This window comes from Collinsella sp. AM40-7AC (assembly GCF_003468125.1).
Classification (GTDB): Bacteria; Actinomycetota; Coriobacteriia; order Coriobacteriales; family Coriobacteriaceae; genus Collinsella; species Collinsella aerofaciens_O.
This window is the reverse complement of record NZ_QSGK01000006.1, coordinates 153,788-170,235: the sequence shown is the minus strand read 5'-3', so window position 1 is coordinate 170,235 and position 16,448 is coordinate 153,788. Positions and strand designations below refer to the sequence as shown.

Sequence of the window (16,448 nt, the reverse complement as noted above, 5' to 3'; positions counted from 1 at the left end):
CATGCAGCAGGGGCTCTCAATGTTTTTATGTCCTGCTCATATCGTCTGGTAGGTAGAATAACCCATAAGGTAAGTATGTTTCTGAGTTATTTCGTGTTGACCCATTTGAGCGCGATAGGGTATAACTCTACTCAACCGCTAGGGATTTTATTGAGAAAGGTGTTCTACCATGAGCAAAAACCTCTCCCAGCAGGTCGTTCTCGACCGCCGCGGCTTCGTCGCCGCCACCTTCGCAACCGTCGCCGGCCTTGGTCTTGCCGGCTGCTCCGACACCAGCGCCGAAGCCGACAAGGGTTCCGCCGCCGGCTCCTCCAAGAGCTCCGAAGATACCGAGGCTTCCACCATACTCGATGCCAAGGCATTCGACAAACTCGTCGACAACGGCCCCAAGGCCGATGACGACGCCATCGCCGCCAGCACCTGGGCCACGGCCGTCAAGGACGCCGGTGTCTTTAAGATCGGTGGCGTTCAGACCTCCACACTTTTCTCCCTCCTCAACGAGAAAGACGGTCAGACCCGCGGCTTCGACGCCGGTATCGCACAGCTCCTGTCCAACTACATCCTGGGCGAGAACAAGGTCGAGATCACCCAGGTGACCTCGGACACGCGCGAGTCCGTCCTGCAGAACGGCCAGGTTGACGCCGTCTTTGCCACCTACACCATCACCGATGAGCGCAAGAAGCTCGTCTCCTTCGCCGGTCCCTACTACTACACCCAGCAGGCTATCCTGGTGCTCGCCGACAACGACGACATCAAGGGCGTCGACGACCTGGCCGACAAGAACGTCGCCGTCCAGTCCGGCTCCAACGGCCCCGCCATCCTGGAGGAGTTCGCCCCCAAGGCCAGCCAGCAGGAGTTCAAGACCGACGAGGAGGCACGTCAGGCACTCCAGCAGGGCCGCGTCGATGCCTACGTCATCGACAACAACATGCAGCAGAGCGCCCTGGTCCGCGAGCCCGGCAAGTACAAGATTGCCGGCAAGCCCTTCGGCAGCAAGGAGCCCTACGGCATCGGCCTGCCGCTCGATTCCGACGGTGTCGCCTTTGTCAACGACTTCCTTAAGAAGATCGAGGATGACGGCACCTGGACCGAGCTGTGGCAGATCTGCATTGGCGACCGTACGGGCGACACCAATGTTCCCGAGCTGCCCGAGATCGGCGCCTAGGCAGCGAGCCTAGTAACGGCCGCTACGAAACCATACGGAAACGCACGATGCGCTTTATTGCGCTAAACTGTTTCCTCACTGAGTTGTCGGGGCTTCCGTACACACGGGAGCCCCTTTCCTTACCGGCGGGAGGTCCGCATGAGTCTCTCCGAGCTCTGGTCGCTCTATGGCCAGAACTATATCGACGCGCTGCTAGCAACCTGGGGCATGACGCTTGAGTCGTTTGCCATCGCCATGGTGCTGGCCGTCGCCGTCACCGTGATGCGCGTGTCGCCGCTCAAGCCGCTGCGCGTCTTTGGCGACCTGTATGTCCAGGTCTTCCGTAACATCCCCGGCATCGCGCTGCTCATTATCGTCGTCTACGCGCTGCCGCCGCTCAAGGTCGTCCTGCCCTACCGCACCTGCGTCATCGTCGCCACAGTGCTCTTGGGTTCTGCCTTTGGCTCCGAGAACTTTATGAGCGGCATCAACACCGTCGGTGTCGGCCAGGTGGAAGCCGCCCGCTCGCTGGGCATGAGCTTCAGCCGTATCCTCGCCAAGATCGTGATTCCGCAGGCGCTGCGCTCGAGCGTGCTGCCCATGACCAACCTCTTTATCGCCGTCATGCTCACCACCGCGCTCGGCAGTCAGGTGCCGCTTAAACCGCAGGAGCTCACCGGCGTGGTGAGCTACATCAACACGCGCTCGCTCGGCGGCGTCGCCGCGTTCTTTATCTCGGCGCTCGGCTACCTGGGCACGGCCTTTGTGGTGAGCCACATTGGCAACTATATCGATAAGAAGGTGAGAATCCTCCGATGAGCAAGCACTCCACCTCCGCGCTCACCATGCGCGATGCGCTCTACGAGGCTCCCGGCCCCAAGATGCGCGCCAAGATTCGCGTCGGCACCGCCATCTCACTTGTTGCCGTGGCCGCGCTCATCGCTCTGGTACTGCAGCGCTTTTATGTGACCAGCCAGCTTTCGGTCCATTACTGGTACTTCTTTACGCACCTCACCACCTGGAAGTTCCTGCTTGCCGGTTTTGAGGGCACGGTAAAGGTCGCGCTCACCGCCGGCGCCATCGCGCTGGTACTGGGCTTAGCCCTCATGCTCGGCCGTACCAGCGACATCAAGCCGCTGCAGCTGGTCTGCCGCGTGCTCACCGATTTCTTCCGTGGCGTACCGAGCCTGCTGTTCATCTACTTCTTCTTTTTGGTGCTGCCTCAGTACAAGATTTCACTGCCGTCGTTTTGGATGCTCACGCTTCCCGTCGCGCTCGCCGCAGCCGGTGTACTGGCCGAGATCTTCCGCGCAGGCGTCAACGCCGTGCCGCGTGGTCAGGTCGAGGCAGCCCAGGCGCTCGGTCTCTCCAAGGCCAAAATCACCTTTAAAATCGTATTGCCCCAGGCGATTCGGTTTATCATTCCGTCGTTGATTTCGCAGCTCGTGGTCGTAGTCAAAGACACCACCGTCGCCTACGTGGTGAGCTACCCCGACCTCATGCAAAATGCCCGCGTGCTCATTACCAACTACGACGCCCTCGTGTCGGTCTACCTGGTTATCGCGGTCATCTACATCCTCATCAACGTCGCGATCAACAAGGCCGCTGTCTACGTTTCGCACAAGACCGGCGCGACCATCATTCGCTAACGATTTACCATTTCGAGTCATAAGGAGCCGAGCACCATGGCACAGAGCACTTCTTCTACCGGTAATCAGCCGCTGATCGAGCTCAAGCACGTCGATAAGCACTATGGCGATCTGCACGTCCTCAACGACATCAATCTCTCGGTCGACCGCGGCGAAGTCGTCGTCGTGATCGGCCCCTCGGGCTCGGGCAAGTCGACCATGTGCCGAACCATCAACCGCCTGGAAACCATCGACTCGGGCGAGATCCTCATCGAGGGCGAGCCTCTGCCGCAGGAAGGCAAGGATCTTGCCCGCATGCGCGCCGAGCTGGGCATGGTGTTTCAGCAGTTCAACCTGTTCGCGCATATGACGGTGCTGCAGAACGTCATGCTGGGGCCGGTCGACGTGCTGGGCGTGTCCAAGGAGGAAGCTCGTGAGCGCGCCATGGACCTGCTGAGCCGCGTGGGCGTTGCCGAACAGGCCGACAAGGTGCCCGCTCAGCTCTCGGGCGGCCAGCAGCAGCGCGTGGCCATTGCCCGCTCGCTCGTCATGCAGCCCAAGGCCATGCTCTTCGACGAGCCCACGAGTGCCCTTGACCCCGAGATGATCAACGAGGTGCTCGAGGTCATGGTCCGTCTGGCCCAGCAGGGCATGACGATGATCGTGATTACGCACGAGATGAACTTTGCCCGCCGCGTTGCCGACCGCGTCGTGTTTATGGCCGACGGCCAGATCGTGGAAACCGGCACGCCCGACGAGTTCTTCGACCATCCCCAGACCAAGCGCGCCCAAGACTTCCTCAACTCCATCAAGGGCCACTAGCCCAATTGCCATATCCGCTCGCCATGACCATCCAAACTCGAAAGCAACACCTATGATCGGAACTCGCACTTCATCGTCATACACCCCGCACGTCAACGTCGACCCCGCCGACCGTCCGCTCATCCTGGTGGCGCCGCGCTGGGAAGAGGCGAAGCCATTTTTTAGCGAAACGCTCTCCCCCAACGAGGAAATCGCAAGTGTCTTTGTCGATGCCATCCTTGCCGCCGGCGGCCTGCCGCTGCAGATGTCCATCACCGAGGACATTGAGGTCATCCGTCATTACGTCGATATCGCCGACGGCATCGCCATTCCCGGCGGCCCCGATGTCAACCCCAAACGTTGGGGCGATGATCGACCCTACGACCCCACCCTCTGCTGCGAGATCCGCGATAGCTTTGAGTTTAAGCTGGTCGGCGAGGTACTCCGCGCCAAAAAGCCGCTCTTTACCACCTGCCGCGGCACGCAGTTGCTCAATGTCGCCACTGGCGGCACCCTGTGCATGGACGTGCCGAGCCTGGGCGCTCGCGAGGGCCGCACGCAGTGGCGCCATACCCACGTGCTCAACGACCCCGTGCATCCCGTCGAGGTCGTGCCGGGCTCGCTGTTGGAGCGCGCGCTTGGCGGGCACAGGCTGATCCAGACCAACTCCGCACACCACTGCTGCGTCGATCGTCTGGGTAAGAGCACGCGTTTGGTCGCCAAGGCAACCGACGGCGTTCCCGAGTGCATCGAGGTCGAAGGCCAGCCATTCTGCTTGGGCGTGCAATGGCACCCTGAGTACACGTGGAAGACGCTCGAGACCGACTTTAACCTGTGGAAGTCGTTTGTCGAAGCAGCGGCCAAGGTAAAGCAGGCCCGCTAGCTCGCGAACCACTCAGGTTAAAGCCTCCTAAGCCAGGGGGGCGGACACCAGCTACGGTGCCCGCCCCCCCTGTATTTGATATGCTCGGTATAATTATCCCTCACAAACAATCAGAGAAATCTCGACCGCAATCGGTCGACAGTAAAGCAAATGGCAACAACGCTTACTACGTTTATGAGACAGTCAATTAAAATCGAAATGCATTGACCATTCCCCAACGGGGTCACGCCGCAAATCCACATGAGCATCGAGGCTGGAAGCGGAAGCATGGAATTGGCCCCGATCTGTATGTAGATCGCTACGACGTTGACAAGCAGCAGCATGCCAATCGGACCGAAGCCGGACCCAAAATAGGAAACAACGATTACGCAAGAAACCACGTATGCAAGGCAGGCAGCGGCAGCAAGAACAAGTCGATAGCAAAATACATGCAGGTTGAAATACTGCTGAGCATCCGAAACGATTGCGCAGTTAAGACAGTACAAAACGACACTCGACAGGACAAACGCGCCCAAAAGGGCAAAAGAAGATAGCACCACTCGCGCAACGATAGCGCACACACGCTTCCCTCCCCGAGCCTCCGACAACCCCCACGGTTCCTCAATAAAGCCCGAACTGACAAAGCGCGGCACAATGCAAGCCGCGATGAACGGAAAGAACAATGCATGGGCCAACGGGGCTACGTTGAACAGCAGACCGCGAAAAACCTCTGCATTGCCAAATAGAAGGACATCCTCCGCCGATAGCCGAAGCGTCGGGTCTGGGAAAAAACCCAAGAAACTGTTCTCACGGAGGCTACAGAACCACATCGGGAAAGAATTAAGCTGCAATATCACCATGTACGCATAAATTACCAGGATTAAGGCGTACGCCCATTTGCTCACATGCTTCAATTCTGACTGGAGAAGTCTTTTAATCTGACGAGCCATTGAGCACACCCCCAGCGCGAAAGCTCAAGAGAGCGTAAATCAATACCGATAGACAGCTGGCTGCCACGCCATATCCCAGAAGCGTCAGCTGCCCCATATCGCTATACCCAAGGGCACATCCGACTCCAAGGTACGGCCCCGGAAGAAAGAAAATCCATCGCAAGGACGGTATGGGCGTCTGAAGGTAAGTTCCGTAGAGCGTCAAGCTCATGACAAATCCGATTATTACCACAGCCCCGCTCAATACAGCGCTGCTTGTAATCCGATAGATGGTCACCGTCTCCAACGCAACTGATATCACCAATACGGCGTTGATTATCATCGCAGGCAAAAATGCAGCCAGTATGTCGTGCGCACAGCTTTGCCCACCACGTATTATGGCTATTGAAAAAAGAAGAAGGCAAAGCGCACTATATGCTGCGCCGATTATTAAAGCAGACGAAAGTACATGTGCCAGAGCCCCGTTAAAGCGGGCAAGACCTCTTGCTGAAGAAATTCGGCATCCCTCTTCATAGCCGCGCTCCTGTAAAATCGCCAGGCAAACGATGAGTGGAACGAACAGGGAGGTACCGGCAAAAGCACTGCGCACAAGGGACTCATCAGGCGCAGTAGGATCGATTACATTCCAGCAGAAGCCAATATCCTCCCCAAAAACGCTATTGCCAAAGGCGAGCAACGTTGTTCCGTTTTTCAGAAAGATGCCGAAGAGAAGACCGGACGCCAGCATAAGCGCAAGACCAAACTTCGCCGGAAATATCCTGTGCAAACGCATCATATCTGCCTTTATGGGATGGATCGCCCGCTTCATAGCGAGACCGCCTTCATCAAGCACCTGTAATACTCTTTTAGGGACGACGCCTCATCCCTTATGACGTCCATCGATTCCTTTTTCAGCAGTTCGCCGTCATGAATAAACAGGCAGCTTGTTGCAACCGATGCCAGCTCATCCAAATCATGACTAGAGATGAGCATGGTCTTACCCTGCTCTCGATTCAATCGGCCGATAAGGGTCCATATGCTCTCAATGCCCAACGGATCCAATCCATTTGCCGGCTCATCGAAAATCAGCAAGTCGATGTCGCCCAACAAAGCCGTAGCTATATCCAATCGCCGTTTCATTCCCAGAGAAAAACTGCTCACGCTCTTTTTCTCATCGGCATCCAGCCCGACTAGGCTCAAAACGCGAGGAATCTCACGCTTCTCATCGAGCCCCCATTCCACACATCGGATTTGAAGATTCTCAACCGCACTGAGGGATTGGTATGCTCCGCAGGAATCTGGCACATAGCCGACACGCGTCCGCATCAGGCTCAGCTCTTTTTTCGACTTGCCTCCAAAGAGCTCCACGCTCCCCGACGATGGCTCACAGAGGCCCAATACGATTTTAATAAGCGTGCTTTTGCCCGCCCCGTTTGCACCAACAAGGGCGCAGAGCTCAGACTGATGTACCTCGAAGGAAACGTCATGCAAAACGCGGCGCCTCCCATAGCGCTTTGACACCCTTGATAGCCTTATCGTTGATACGTTCATTGGCCTCCCGTTCCGCTTGATAGCAAAACCGCTCATATCGTTCCTTCTTTACTTTATCGTTTTCCATAGTTGTTATTGTTTTTCGATAACTCATATTTGTCAAGATAATCTAAAAGAAAGAACCTGTGTTAGACACGGGTCCCTTCACGCTGATATTTCGTTTTAGTTGTTCGCCTTAAGCTACTCGTCGCTCAAATCGACAGCAAAGACTGATGTCGGAAGCGACGCCTCATTGCCTCCGCCGTCCCGCATCTGCCTCACAACGTTTTTTGCACGCTCAACAATAAGCTCCTCAAGCTCTTTCTCACTCACGCGCTGAATAATATCTCCCGGTTGACAATCAAGCTCATCACAGATATCGAGGAGCGTCTTTAGGCGAATAGCTTTTATCTTTCCGTTTCTAAGCTTTGAAATATTAGCCGGAGTATGCCCCGTCGCTCGAATCAGATCAGCACTGGTCTTTCCGGTCTTAAGCAGCTGCGTCTCAAGCTCGATGATGAGATAGCTCATGTTTCCTCCTACACAAGCTCGTCAGACTGCTCTTGGAGCAGCGAGGCATAACTCCAGATCGCCGAGATAAACAGACAGACAACTGCGCCGATAAACGACCCCGCATCAAAGGTAGCGCCTTGGCAAATCTCAATAACGAAGGAATGAGGCACGATGTAAAGCTCCAGTCCGCCAATGGTGAGATTGACCGATCCATAGGCACCAACAAGCGAAACCGCGGCGTTAACAGCAAAGGCAAGCGCGAGAACACGGATAAGCCGCACATGCGTCTTGGTAAAGGGCGAGACGCCCCGAGAGATGTTATGGCTGATTCCGCACAAAACGACAAGCGAAACACCCACGACGAGTGCCAGGCACAGCCCGCTTGGGATAACGATGCTCCCGCCATCGAGAAGCGTCACGACACCGAAAGAATCGACAGAAACAACGTTTGCAACCGCATACCAGATCACGTAAACAACCAACGCGGCAAAAGCGACGAGCATTCCCGCAAAAACGACCGCCATGCAAAAGCCAAGCTTCCTTACAGTCTCGCCCGCCTTGGCCATACGCTGAACGCTGTTGGACATACACTCACCCTCATCGAATCTATCGTTATCCGAATAGTTTATCGAACAACGATATGGATTGCATGCGGAAAGCCCCGCCAGTGCGCATAGGCCATTCACCAATCAGAAGGGGTGAGAGTGGATTTTTGGACACGTATCGAACGAGAGTGGATAATCTCCCACTTTGAGGTCGCCACCGGGCCTAAAACGGGAGATTATCCACTCTCATAGCCATCAAAGCTCGCGAGCTCTTACTCGGCCACCTCGCGCAGGGCCGACATCGTAGCCGCATATTGCTGCTGCAACGCATGCATTCCCGCGCGAGCGCCGTCAACGGCATCGGCGCCGCGCAGCGCCTCGGTCACCACGACCGCCGGCTCGTACAGATTATCGAATCCCAGGTTCTGGCTCACGCCCTTGAGCGTGTGAGCTGCCATAAACGCTTCCTTGGCGTCTCCTGCCGCCATGGCGGCCTCCAGCTTGTCCATGCTCTCGTCATCCAAAAACTTGAGGGCAAAGCGGGCAAGCATCTCCTCGCCCATCAGCCGAGTGCAAGCGTCATCATAATTGGCGCCGATCTTCTCATACGCTTCACGCATGGAAATCATGGATTCAAACTCCTTTGGTCAAACTAAATCGTAGGAAGCGCAACGACCTCGGCAGGGCGCGCCAATGTTTCGGCAATACGGTCTTGCACCTCGAGCAGACAGTCGAGCAGCAGCTGGTTAAAGGTGCCGCACTTACCGTCCAGGATCATCTGGATCGCCTCCTCGTGCGGGATGGCATCCTTGTACACGCGCACGCTCGTCAGCGCATCGTATACGTCGGCCACCGAAACCACCTGTGCGGCGATGGGGATATCGTCGCCCTTAAGGCCATCGGGATAACCCTTGCCGTCCCAGCGCTCGTGGTGCCAACGCGCAATCTGGTACGCATATTCCATAAGCGCATTACCGGCGTGATGGCTACCCAGCTCAAGCAGCATGTCGGCGCCGATCGTGGTATGCGTCTTCATAATCTCGAACTCATCGGGCGTAAGGCGTCCGGGCTTGTTGAGGATCGCATCGTCAATCGACATCTTGCCGATATCGTGCAGCGCCGAAGCCAGGGCGATCGTGGAGCGTTCCTCATTGTCGAGGGAGATCGTGCCGCTACGCTGGACCAGATAGCCAAGCAGCAGCTCGGTCAGCTTTTCGATGTTCGTAACGTGCCTGCCGCTCTCGCCGTTGCGAAGCTCCATGACGCCGGCCATGATGTCGATGAGCATGCGACTGTTCTTGACGCGCTCGTTGTACTGTTGGGACAGCAGGTTCGTCAGGCGGCGCTGTTTGGCGTACAGGCGGATGGTGTTGCTTACGCGGCGGCGCACGACACGGGAGTCAAACGGGCGGTTGATATAGTCCGAGGCGCCCAGCTCGTACGCGCGCAGAACCGCATCATCGGAATCTTCGCTCGAAATCATGATGACAGGCAGATTATCGATACCCGATCGGCGCGACAGATCGGCCAGCACCTCAAAGCCGCTTATGCCCGGCATCACAATGTCCAACAGCACGAGCGACAACTCATCGCCATAGCGGTCGACCATGTCGAGCGCCGCACGACCGTTATCGGCCTCGAGGATGCAATGCTCGTCCTTGAGCATCTCGCTGAGAATGGCTCGGTTCATCTCGGAGTCATCGGCGATAAGCACCAAAGGCTTTTCGCTTTGGAAGGCCTCGATGGAATCGGCATCGGTCACGACCGTACCGGCTTTTGCCTTAGCGCGGCTCAGTAACTGGGCAGCGCGGCCAACGCCCTCATCGACCGTCTCGCCATGAATGCGAACGCCACCAACACATGCCGTCAAGCTCACGTACTCATGGCCCGGAATAATCGTGGAATGAACGGCATCGGACACCTGATGCAGGCGACGGGTGAAGTCATCGGAGGGAATATTGGGCATGACAACCACAAACTTGTCGCAGCCATAGCGCACAAGCTCGTCAGTCGAACGAATTCCGCTGCGTATGGCTGTCGCCACAGCACCGAGCGCAAGGTCGCCGGCATGACGGCCACACGTATCGTTGAAGGCCCTAAAATCATCAACGTCGATCATCGCAACGCCGGCATTCATGCGGGCGCTGCGAAGCTTTTCCTCGTAATATCGGCGATTGCGCACGCTCGTCAGCACGTCGGTGTAGACAAGGTCCTCTTCCGCGGCCTCTTGCTCATCAATCGGACGCACCATCAGCAAGACGTGAGGCTCGCCCTCGACCTTCAGAGGGCGTAGACGGGCGCGGTACTCAGTGCCATCATTGAGCAGTTGCTCCGACACCTCATCGGAGTCTGCCAAAGCCTCAAGACTCGACTGACGCAGACAAGGGCAGCGATCGCCGGCGAGCAAGCAGTTAGGCTCGCTCTTAATCTGATCGGCCGACAGCAAACGCACCACGGGGTAGTTCTTCGCGACACGGGCGACCTCAGCGGCAGCCTCCTCGTCGGTTAGATTGACCTCGTGATTATTGAGCATATGGGGCCCTTTCGATAGTTTCGCATGGTAGCGGTGGGTTCCAAATGCTACAAGGTTAACACCTTGTCGATGCAGGTAAGTACGTGAATGCTGTTACATTTTTATGAGTTGGCAGGCGGCGCGATTGAAGTCGCAGACGTGAGGTTTTGAGCACATTTGTTAACACGGCCGAAACGTTTGCGGGTGAAGCCTGCTTTGGCCATTGCGGGTGTTAGAGCCCCAGGATGCCACGGACAGCCCGGGCAGCCGCTGCCGGGCGATCGCGCAGACCGTTATGCGCGCCCGGGATCGTCACGAGAGGGCAATCGAGATATTCGGCAGCCGCTCGCGTGCCAGCCTCGCGGGGCGTGCCAATCGAGAGCTCGCCCAGGAGCACGGCGGCCACCGTTTTTGACGCGCGAACGCTATCCCAATCGGGAACGCAGGTCATAGTAATCCCGTATTCATTGGCCATGAAGCAACGACCATTGCGCAGGGCATGTTTGGCTTCCGCTTCGGTCGTTCCAGGAGCCTCGGGGTCCAAGTCGCCGAGGGCTCCCAAGAAAAGCCGGAGCGCCCTTGAAACCTTTCCAGCCGCAATCATATCGAGCAAAACCGGGGCTGCGCCCATGCCGACGCCTTCGGCCGACACAGCCGGCTCATGCAGAATCGCACGGGCGACGAGATGGGGTTCGGTACGAAGAAGCTCCAGCGCCACCAACGTACCGGCGCTGTGCGCAAGCACATTTGTCGGAGCGCCAACGTGTTCGATCACGGCTTGCAGATCGGCGGCCTGAGCGGCAAGATCATAGCTGCCGTCTGCCGCATCGCTGCTGCCACCACAGCCGCGGCGGTCGTAGGCAATTACGCGGTAGTTGCGACTGAGCTCACAAGCGATGCCGTCGAAAAATGTGCCGTCGACACAAGCGCCGTGCACGCACACCAAGGCAGGAGCATCAGGCGACACATCCGGGTCGGCATATTCGCGACAGGCAATCGTGGTGCCCGCATTCTCGACCGTAAAATCCATGTTGTGCCCCCATCATCAATGCTCATCCAGTTGCACGTCAGCACGGTTGGATGGACCCGCATTGCTTTACACCTTGTTAACAGATTAACTTTACCCGACCCGAGGCTTTTCATGGCACGGCATCATGAGCGACGTGAAAAAACGAAACTTGTAAAGCAAGAGCCCACACCTTGCTTTGGAGCCGATGCTATGCTTAGGCACAATTGTCTTGAGGAGCATATGCCTATGTCTACGTTTTTGAATGCCAGCCCCATCTTTGGGCCCGTTCGCAGCCGTCGCCTTGGTCTCTCGCTCGGCGTCAACATGATGCCGGCCAGCGGCAAAATCTGCACGTTCGACTGCATTTACTGCGAAAACGGCCTCAACGCCGAGCGCCCCTGCCACGAGCCGTATAACACGGCTGCCGTGGTGCTCGATGCACTCGAGGCAAAGCTGCGCGAGATGGCAGCCGAGGGCGAGCTCCCCGATGTGATCACCTTCGCAGGCAACGGCGAGCCCACCGCCGCACCGGAGTTTCCGCAGGCCATTGCCGGCGCCGTCGCGCTGCGCGACGAGCTTGCCCCAAACTCCAAGATCGCCGTGCTCTCCAACGGCACGCGCGCCGACCGCCCCGAGGTGCACGACGCGCTCATGATGGTCGACGACAACATTCTTAAGCTCGATACCGTCGACCCGGCGTTTATCCAGCTGCTCGACCAGCCCGTTGGCCCCTACGACGTCAAGCACCAGATTGAGACGTTCGCAAGCTTTAACGGTCACGTTATTATCCAGACGATGTTTTTGAGCGGTGAGTACCGGGGCAAGCCCATCGACAACACCGGCGAGGAGTACGTTGCCCCCTGGCTCGCGGCGCTTGAGCGCATTCGCCCGCAGGAGGCGACCATCTACACGGTGGCGCGCGAAACACCGATCGCCGGCCTTGCCAAAGCAGTGCCCGAGGTACTCGACGCCATTGCCGCGCGCGTGCGCGCCCTCGGTATTCCCTGCCAGGTGAGCTACTAGCGCGGCCGCCCGCCAGCAGCTAAATTAGCCCCATCCCAAATGAGCTGGTCTGCGGGTGGGCTATACTAGCTGCGGATGAAAGGAAGTTAGCCATGTATGACAAAGGACCCGTGCCCGGCCGCAACGACGCTTGCTGGTGCGGCAGCGGCAAGAAATACAAGAAATGCCATAGCGCCTTTGATGAGCGCCTCGAGCGCTTGTGGGAAGAAGGCTGGGAGGTTCTGCCTCGCACGCTCTACAAGACTCCCGCCGATATCGAGGGCATCAAGCGCTCGGCAGCCATCAACGTGGGCGTGCTCGATTATGTGGGCGAGCATATCGCCGCAGGCATGACCACCAACCAGATCGACCAGATGATCTACGACTACACCGTCGAGCACGGTGGCACGCCGGCCGACCTCAACTACGAGGGCTACCCCAAGAGCGTGTGCACCTCGATCAATGATGTGGTCTGCCACGGCATTCCCTGCGATACGGACGTGCTGCACGAGGGCGACATCATCAACGTGGACTGTTCCACGATCCTAGACGGCTACTTTAGCGACTCGAGCCGCATGTTCTGCATCGGCGAGGTCTCGGCCGAGCGCCAGCGCCTAGTCGACGTGACCCGCGCCAGCGTGGAAGCGGGCCTGGCCGCCGTCAAGCCGTGGCTGCCGCTCTCTGTTATGGCCGAGGCCGTGCAAAAGACGGTCGAGGACGCCGGTTTTAGCGTGGTGTGCGAGTACGGCGGACACGGCATTGGCAAGGAGTTCCACGAGGACCCGTTTGTAGGCTTTACCACCGAGGCGCCCGATGTGGACACCATCATGGCTCCGGGCATGGTCTTTACCATCGAGCCCATGGTCAATGCCGGAGCGCCCGACATCAAGATTAGCAAGGGTGACGGTTGGTGCGTGCGCACCAAGGACGGCAGCGATTCGGCCCAGTGCGAGGTACAGCTCGTGGTGACCGAGGACGGCTACGAGCTGCTGAGCTGGTAGCCGTGGATGCGCCGGATGCTGACGGGCACGCTCGTCTAGCATCCGGCGTTTTTGTTTGAACGTTTTGCCTGATAAAACCCGCCAAAATAAACCTGTCCCTTTTTGGCGGGTCAAGCGGAAAGGACTGCTTGTGAACATCTTGGTTTTGCTGCCCGTCAACGACCACCATCGCGCAATTCTTGAGTCGAGCGCTCCGGGCGAGGACTTTATCTACACGAGCGCCGACGCTATCACGCGCGAACAAGTCGCCAACGCTGACGTGATCTTGGGCAACATAGACCCTGCCCTGCTTACCGCATGCGAGCACCTCCAGCTGCTGCAACTACAGACCGCGGGCTATGACGATTACTTGGCCGCCGGCACAGTGCCAGCCGACGCCAAACTGTCTTGCTCGGTGGGCGCCTACGGCCAGGCCGTGAGCGAGCACATGTTTGCCATGGTCCTTTCCATGATGAAGCGTCTGCCTGGCTATCACGACTTGCAGCGCGAGCATCGCTGGGAGGATTTGGGGCCGGTCACTTCGCTCAAAAATGCCAATGTGCTCGTGCTGGGCGCGGGCGATATCGGCGGCCACTTCGCCACGCTCTGCCGCAGCATGGGTGCACACGTCCGCGGCATCAAGCGCCATCCGCTCGTCTACCCCATCGTGTTTGAGGACATGGACGGCATGGACGCCCTACCCGAGCGCCTGGCCGAGGCCGACATCGTCGCATCCTTTATGCCCAGCACGCCCGAGACCCGCGGTCTGGCGAACGCCGAGTTCTTCGCCGCGATGAAGCCGGGCGCCTTCTTTGCCAACGGCGGCCGCGGCGACCTTGTGGTTGCCGACGACTTAGTTGCGGCACTCGAGTCCGGGCACCTTGCCGGTGCCGCGGTCGACGTCATCGACCCCGAGCCGCTGCCCGCGACAAGCCCGCTGTGGGATGTGCCCAACATGCTCATCACGCCGCACGTCTCCGGCTGGTTCCACCTGGCAGCCACGCTCAACAACGTCGTCGACATCGCCGCGGAGAATCTGCGTCACCTGCAGGCCGGCGAGACGCTACATTGTTGGATTGAGCACTAAGAATTACGCCGTTTTACAAACGGCGTAATGAGCCGACGCTGCGACTGGGGAGGCCGGGGCTATCCGTCTTCTTGCTGCGGGTGCCTGGGGCGGGGTTTGGCGTGCATTTTTGGGAATATTCAGTGCCCGAGGGGGCTGCATACCGGATTCTGGGCGAAAGGCAGGCGCCGCGGGCAGCAACCTGTGGAAAATGAGCGGTCCTCGGGGCGTTGGGGGTGCGAAATCGGGACATTCGGCGCGGTTTCGCGCGCCCGTTCTTGCGCCTGTGGGCCCCGGATGCTGAATATTCCGGAATTTGCACGGCGCCCCCAGGGGTACCTGTGGGCGGAAAGCGACCGACCCACCGAAATATGCAATCGGCGGGTCGGTTTATGCATATATCCGATTGCGGACGCGTCGGCAGCACCTCAGAACCTGAATCCCTAAACATGTCCCTTCTTGATAGGTTTTAGAGCTCCACGCTTTCGGCGCCGTTGATGGTTAGGTTGCGCTCGTAGAAGGCGGTGAGGGCGCGGATGGCGTACATCACGTCGCGCACGCCGCCGGTCTCGTAGCTCGAGTGCATGGCAAGCTGCGGCAGGCCCACGTCCACGGCATGCATGCTCGCCTGCATGTTCGACAGGTTGCCGAGCGTGGAGCCACCCGCCATATCGCTCTTGTTTGCGAAGGCCTGCGTGGGCACGTCGGCGTCATCGCAGATGGCCTGGAACACCGCGCGACTAAAGGCATCGGTGCAGTAGTGCTGGTTGGCGGCCTCCTTGATGACGATGCCGCCGTTGAGCACAACCTGGTTGCGGGCGTCGCACTTCTCGGCGTGGTTGGGGTGCACGGCATGCGCGTTGTCGCAGCTCACGAGCATCGAAGCGGCAAGCGCACGGTGGTACGACTCGTCGTCAAAGCCCAGCGAGCCGTTAATGCGGCGCAGTGCATCGGCCAAGAACGTCGACATGGCGCCCTGCTTGGTCTCGGAGCCAACCTCCTCATTATCAAAGCAGCAGAAGACCGAAACGTCGTGCGCGTTCTCGGCACCCAAAAATGCCTGCAGCGAGGTGTAGGCGCAGGCCAGGTCGTCGAGCTTGGGCGTCGAGATAAACTCGTCGGCCCAGCCCCAAATGCGCGCATCCTGACGATTGACCAGGAACAGATCGCGGCCCAAAATTTGCTCGGGCTCAACGTCCAGTTCGTCGGCGATCAGGGCGTCAAAATCTCCCTGCTTAAGGTCACCGGCGCTGATGAGCGGGCACAGGTCGACGGCGCGATTGGGAGCAAAGCCCTCGTTAACGCCGCGGTTCATATGGATAGCAAGGCTCGGGATAATAGCGACCTCGCGCTCGGTGGCAAGCAGACGACTCTCGATACGGTCGCCCTCGCGTACCAACACGCGGCCCGCGAGTGCCAGCGGACGATCGAACCAGGTGTAGTCGATCATGCCGCCGTAGGCCTCGGTGTTCAGGCGCAGCGTCTCGCCCGCGCCGTCAAGCTCAGGCACGGCCTTGACCTTAAACGTCGGCGAATCGCTGTGCGACGCCGTGAGCTGAAAATGATAGTCGCCGGCAACGCCGTCCTCGCCCCACGTAGCAGCCAGGTCCTCGCCCACCTTAAAGGCAACAACGCTCGAGGTATTGCGCTGCGTGTAATAACGCCCGCCTGGTTCGATGTCCCACGCCGCATTCTCGGGCAGGTAGGTAAAGCCCGCCTCGTCGAGCTCGGCCATAATGGTCGCCGCCGTATGGAACATGCTGGGGCATGCCTCGATAAAGTCGATAAGGTCGTTGGCGGCCTCGATATCATCGGCCGTCACATGCGCGCGCTCGGGCGTTTCCTGATCCGTCATGCTCTCCCCTTTCGCTGGGTTGATGGTCCCCTCCAGCATACCCCGCCGCGCCAGTGCCGTGCCTTTCATTCC

At 58.5% G+C, this 16,448-nt stretch carries 17 protein-coding genes; 8 read left to right on the top strand and 9 right to left on the bottom strand.

Annotated features, from left to right (window positions below; translation table 11 throughout):
- The first annotated feature begins 169 nt into the window (after positions 1-169).
- From DW892_RS06890 to DW892_RS06870, 5 genes are all read left to right on the top strand, one after another.
- The gene (locus DW892_RS06890; RefSeq protein WP_117766573.1) at positions 170-1,165 is read left to right on the top strand and encodes a glutamate ABC transporter substrate-binding protein; all 996 of its coding nucleotides are present in this window, start codon (positions 170-172) and stop codon (positions 1,163-1,165) included.
- A 138-nt stretch (positions 1,166-1,303) separates the two neighbouring features.
- Positions 1,304-1,963, top strand: coding sequence for an amino acid ABC transporter permease (locus DW892_RS06885; RefSeq protein WP_022094657.1), 660 nt, complete (start codon positions 1,304-1,306; stop codon positions 1,961-1,963).
- Positions 1,960-2,793 (top strand): amino acid ABC transporter permease, encoded by an 834-nt coding sequence (locus DW892_RS06880; protein WP_117766572.1) that lies wholly within the window; start codon positions 1,960-1,962, stop codon positions 2,791-2,793. The genes DW892_RS06885 and DW892_RS06880 overlap by 4 nt, the downstream gene beginning before the upstream one ends.
- Before the next feature lie 36 nt (positions 2,794-2,829).
- Positions 2,830-3,594, top strand: coding sequence for an amino acid ABC transporter ATP-binding protein (locus DW892_RS06875; RefSeq protein WP_117766570.1), 765 nt, complete (start codon positions 2,830-2,832; stop codon positions 3,592-3,594).
- A 52-nt stretch (positions 3,595-3,646) separates the two neighbouring features.
- The gene (locus tag DW892_RS06870) at positions 3,647-4,456 is read left to right on the top strand and encodes a gamma-glutamyl-gamma-aminobutyrate hydrolase family protein (protein WP_117766568.1); all 810 of its coding nucleotides are present in this window, start codon (positions 3,647-3,649) and stop codon (positions 4,454-4,456) included.
- 110 nt (positions 4,457-4,566) lie between these two features.
- Here DW892_RS06870 and DW892_RS06865 read toward each other — a convergent pair whose 3' ends face one another.
- The 8 genes from DW892_RS06865 to DW892_RS06830 all read right to left on the bottom strand — a co-directional run bounded on the left by DW892_RS06865 (position 4,567) and on the right by DW892_RS06830 (position 11,494).
- Positions 4,567-5,385, bottom strand: coding sequence for a hypothetical protein (locus DW892_RS06865; RefSeq protein WP_117766566.1), 819 nt, complete (start codon positions 5,383-5,385; stop codon positions 4,567-4,569).
- Positions 5,369-6,193 (bottom strand): hypothetical protein, encoded by an 825-nt coding sequence (locus tag DW892_RS06860; RefSeq protein WP_117766564.1) that lies wholly within the window; start codon positions 6,191-6,193, stop codon positions 5,369-5,371. The genes DW892_RS06865 and DW892_RS06860 overlap by 17 nt, the downstream gene beginning before the upstream one ends.
- Entirely contained in the window at positions 6,190-6,951 is a 762-nt protein-coding gene (locus DW892_RS06855) for an ABC transporter ATP-binding protein (RefSeq protein WP_117766562.1), read from the bottom strand. The genes DW892_RS06860 and DW892_RS06855 overlap by 4 nt, the downstream gene beginning before the upstream one ends.
- A 144-nt stretch (positions 6,952-7,095) precedes the next feature.
- A complete protein-coding gene (locus tag DW892_RS06850) occupies positions 7,096-7,425 on the bottom strand; it encodes a helix-turn-helix transcriptional regulator (RefSeq protein ID WP_089572320.1) in 330 nt (109 codons plus the stop codon).
- Positions 7,426-7,433: 8 nt separating this feature from the next.
- Positions 7,434-7,994, bottom strand: a complete 561-nt coding sequence (locus tag DW892_RS06845) for a hypothetical protein (protein ID WP_117758381.1) — start codon at positions 7,992-7,994, stop codon at positions 7,434-7,436.
- Between the two features lie 230 nt (positions 7,995-8,224).
- Complete coding sequence (locus DW892_RS06840; protein ID WP_117758380.1) at positions 8,225-8,581, bottom strand: Hpt domain-containing protein; 357 nt, start codon at positions 8,579-8,581, stop codon at positions 8,225-8,227.
- A gap of 23 nt (positions 8,582-8,604) precedes the next feature.
- Positions 8,605-10,485 (bottom strand): diguanylate cyclase, encoded by a 1,881-nt coding sequence (locus tag DW892_RS06835; RefSeq protein ID WP_117766560.1) that lies wholly within the window; start codon positions 10,483-10,485, stop codon positions 8,605-8,607.
- A gap of 211 nt (positions 10,486-10,696) precedes the next feature.
- The gene (locus tag DW892_RS06830; protein ID WP_117758378.1) at positions 10,697-11,494 is read right to left on the bottom strand and encodes an alpha/beta fold hydrolase; all 798 of its coding nucleotides are present in this window, start codon (positions 11,492-11,494) and stop codon (positions 10,697-10,699) included.
- A gap of 225 nt (positions 11,495-11,719) precedes the next feature.
- Here DW892_RS06830 and DW892_RS06825 point away from each other — a divergent pair, with 225 nt between their 5' ends.
- From DW892_RS06825 to DW892_RS06815, 3 genes are all read left to right on the top strand, one after another.
- On the top strand, positions 11,720-12,496 hold the full coding sequence (locus DW892_RS06825; RefSeq protein WP_117766558.1) for a radical SAM protein: 777 nt from the start codon (positions 11,720-11,722) through the stop codon (positions 12,494-12,496).
- 92 nt (positions 12,497-12,588) lie between these two features.
- On the top strand, positions 12,589-13,476 hold the full coding sequence (gene map, locus DW892_RS06820) for a type I methionyl aminopeptidase (protein WP_117766556.1): 888 nt from the start codon (positions 12,589-12,591) through the stop codon (positions 13,474-13,476).
- A gap of 130 nt (positions 13,477-13,606) precedes the next feature.
- Complete coding sequence (locus DW892_RS06815; protein WP_117766554.1) at positions 13,607-14,542, top strand: D-2-hydroxyacid dehydrogenase; 936 nt, start codon at positions 13,607-13,609, stop codon at positions 14,540-14,542.
- A 448-nt stretch (positions 14,543-14,990) separates the two neighbouring features.
- Here the strand turns inward: DW892_RS06815 and DW892_RS06810 are convergent, their stop codons facing one another.
- Positions 14,991-16,376, bottom strand: a complete 1,386-nt coding sequence (locus DW892_RS06810; protein ID WP_187364998.1) for a M18 family aminopeptidase — start codon at positions 16,374-16,376, stop codon at positions 14,991-14,993.
- Between the last annotated feature and the right edge of the window lie 72 nt (positions 16,377-16,448).

Coding starts and splice junctions, on each gene's coding strand:
- DW892_RS06855 (WP_117766562.1), bottom strand. CDS start 6,951: ATGAGCGGTTTTGCTATCAAGCGGAACGGGAGGCCAATGAACGTATCA.
- DW892_RS06810 (WP_187364998.1), bottom strand. CDS start 16,376: ATGACGGATCAGGAAACGCCCGAGCGCGCGCATGTGACGGCCGATGAT.
- DW892_RS06850 (WP_089572320.1), bottom strand. CDS start 7,425: ATGAGCTATCTCATCATCGAGCTTGAGACGCAGCTGCTTAAGACCGGA.
- DW892_RS06845 (WP_117758381.1), bottom strand. CDS start 7,994: ATGTCCAACAGCGTTCAGCGTATGGCCAAGGCGGGCGAGACTGTAAGG.
- DW892_RS06875 (WP_117766570.1), top strand. CDS start 2,830: ATGGCACAGAGCACTTCTTCTACCGGTAATCAGCCGCTGATCGAGCTC.
- DW892_RS06830 (WP_117758378.1), bottom strand. CDS start 11,494: ATGGATTTTACGGTCGAGAATGCGGGCACCACGATTGCCTGTCGCGAA.
- DW892_RS06880 (WP_117766572.1), top strand. CDS start 1,960: ATGAGCAAGCACTCCACCTCCGCGCTCACCATGCGCGATGCGCTCTAC.
- DW892_RS06885 (WP_022094657.1), top strand. CDS start 1,304: ATGAGTCTCTCCGAGCTCTGGTCGCTCTATGGCCAGAACTATATCGAC.
- DW892_RS06825 (WP_117766558.1), top strand. CDS start 11,720: ATGTCTACGTTTTTGAATGCCAGCCCCATCTTTGGGCCCGTTCGCAGC.
- DW892_RS06835 (WP_117766560.1), bottom strand. CDS start 10,485: ATGCTCAATAATCACGAGGTCAATCTAACCGACGAGGAGGCTGCCGCT.
- DW892_RS06890 (WP_117766573.1), top strand. CDS start 170: ATGAGCAAAAACCTCTCCCAGCAGGTCGTTCTCGACCGCCGCGGCTTC.
- DW892_RS06870 (WP_117766568.1), top strand. CDS start 3,647: ATGATCGGAACTCGCACTTCATCGTCATACACCCCGCACGTCAACGTC.
- DW892_RS06860 (WP_117766564.1), bottom strand. CDS start 6,193: ATGAAGCGGGCGATCCATCCCATAAAGGCAGATATGATGCGTTTGCAC.
- DW892_RS06840 (WP_117758380.1), bottom strand. CDS start 8,581: ATGATTTCCATGCGTGAAGCGTATGAGAAGATCGGCGCCAATTATGAT.
- map (WP_117766556.1), top strand. CDS start 12,589: ATGTATGACAAAGGACCCGTGCCCGGCCGCAACGACGCTTGCTGGTGC.
- DW892_RS06865 (WP_117766566.1), bottom strand. CDS start 5,385: ATGGCTCGTCAGATTAAAAGACTTCTCCAGTCAGAATTGAAGCATGTG.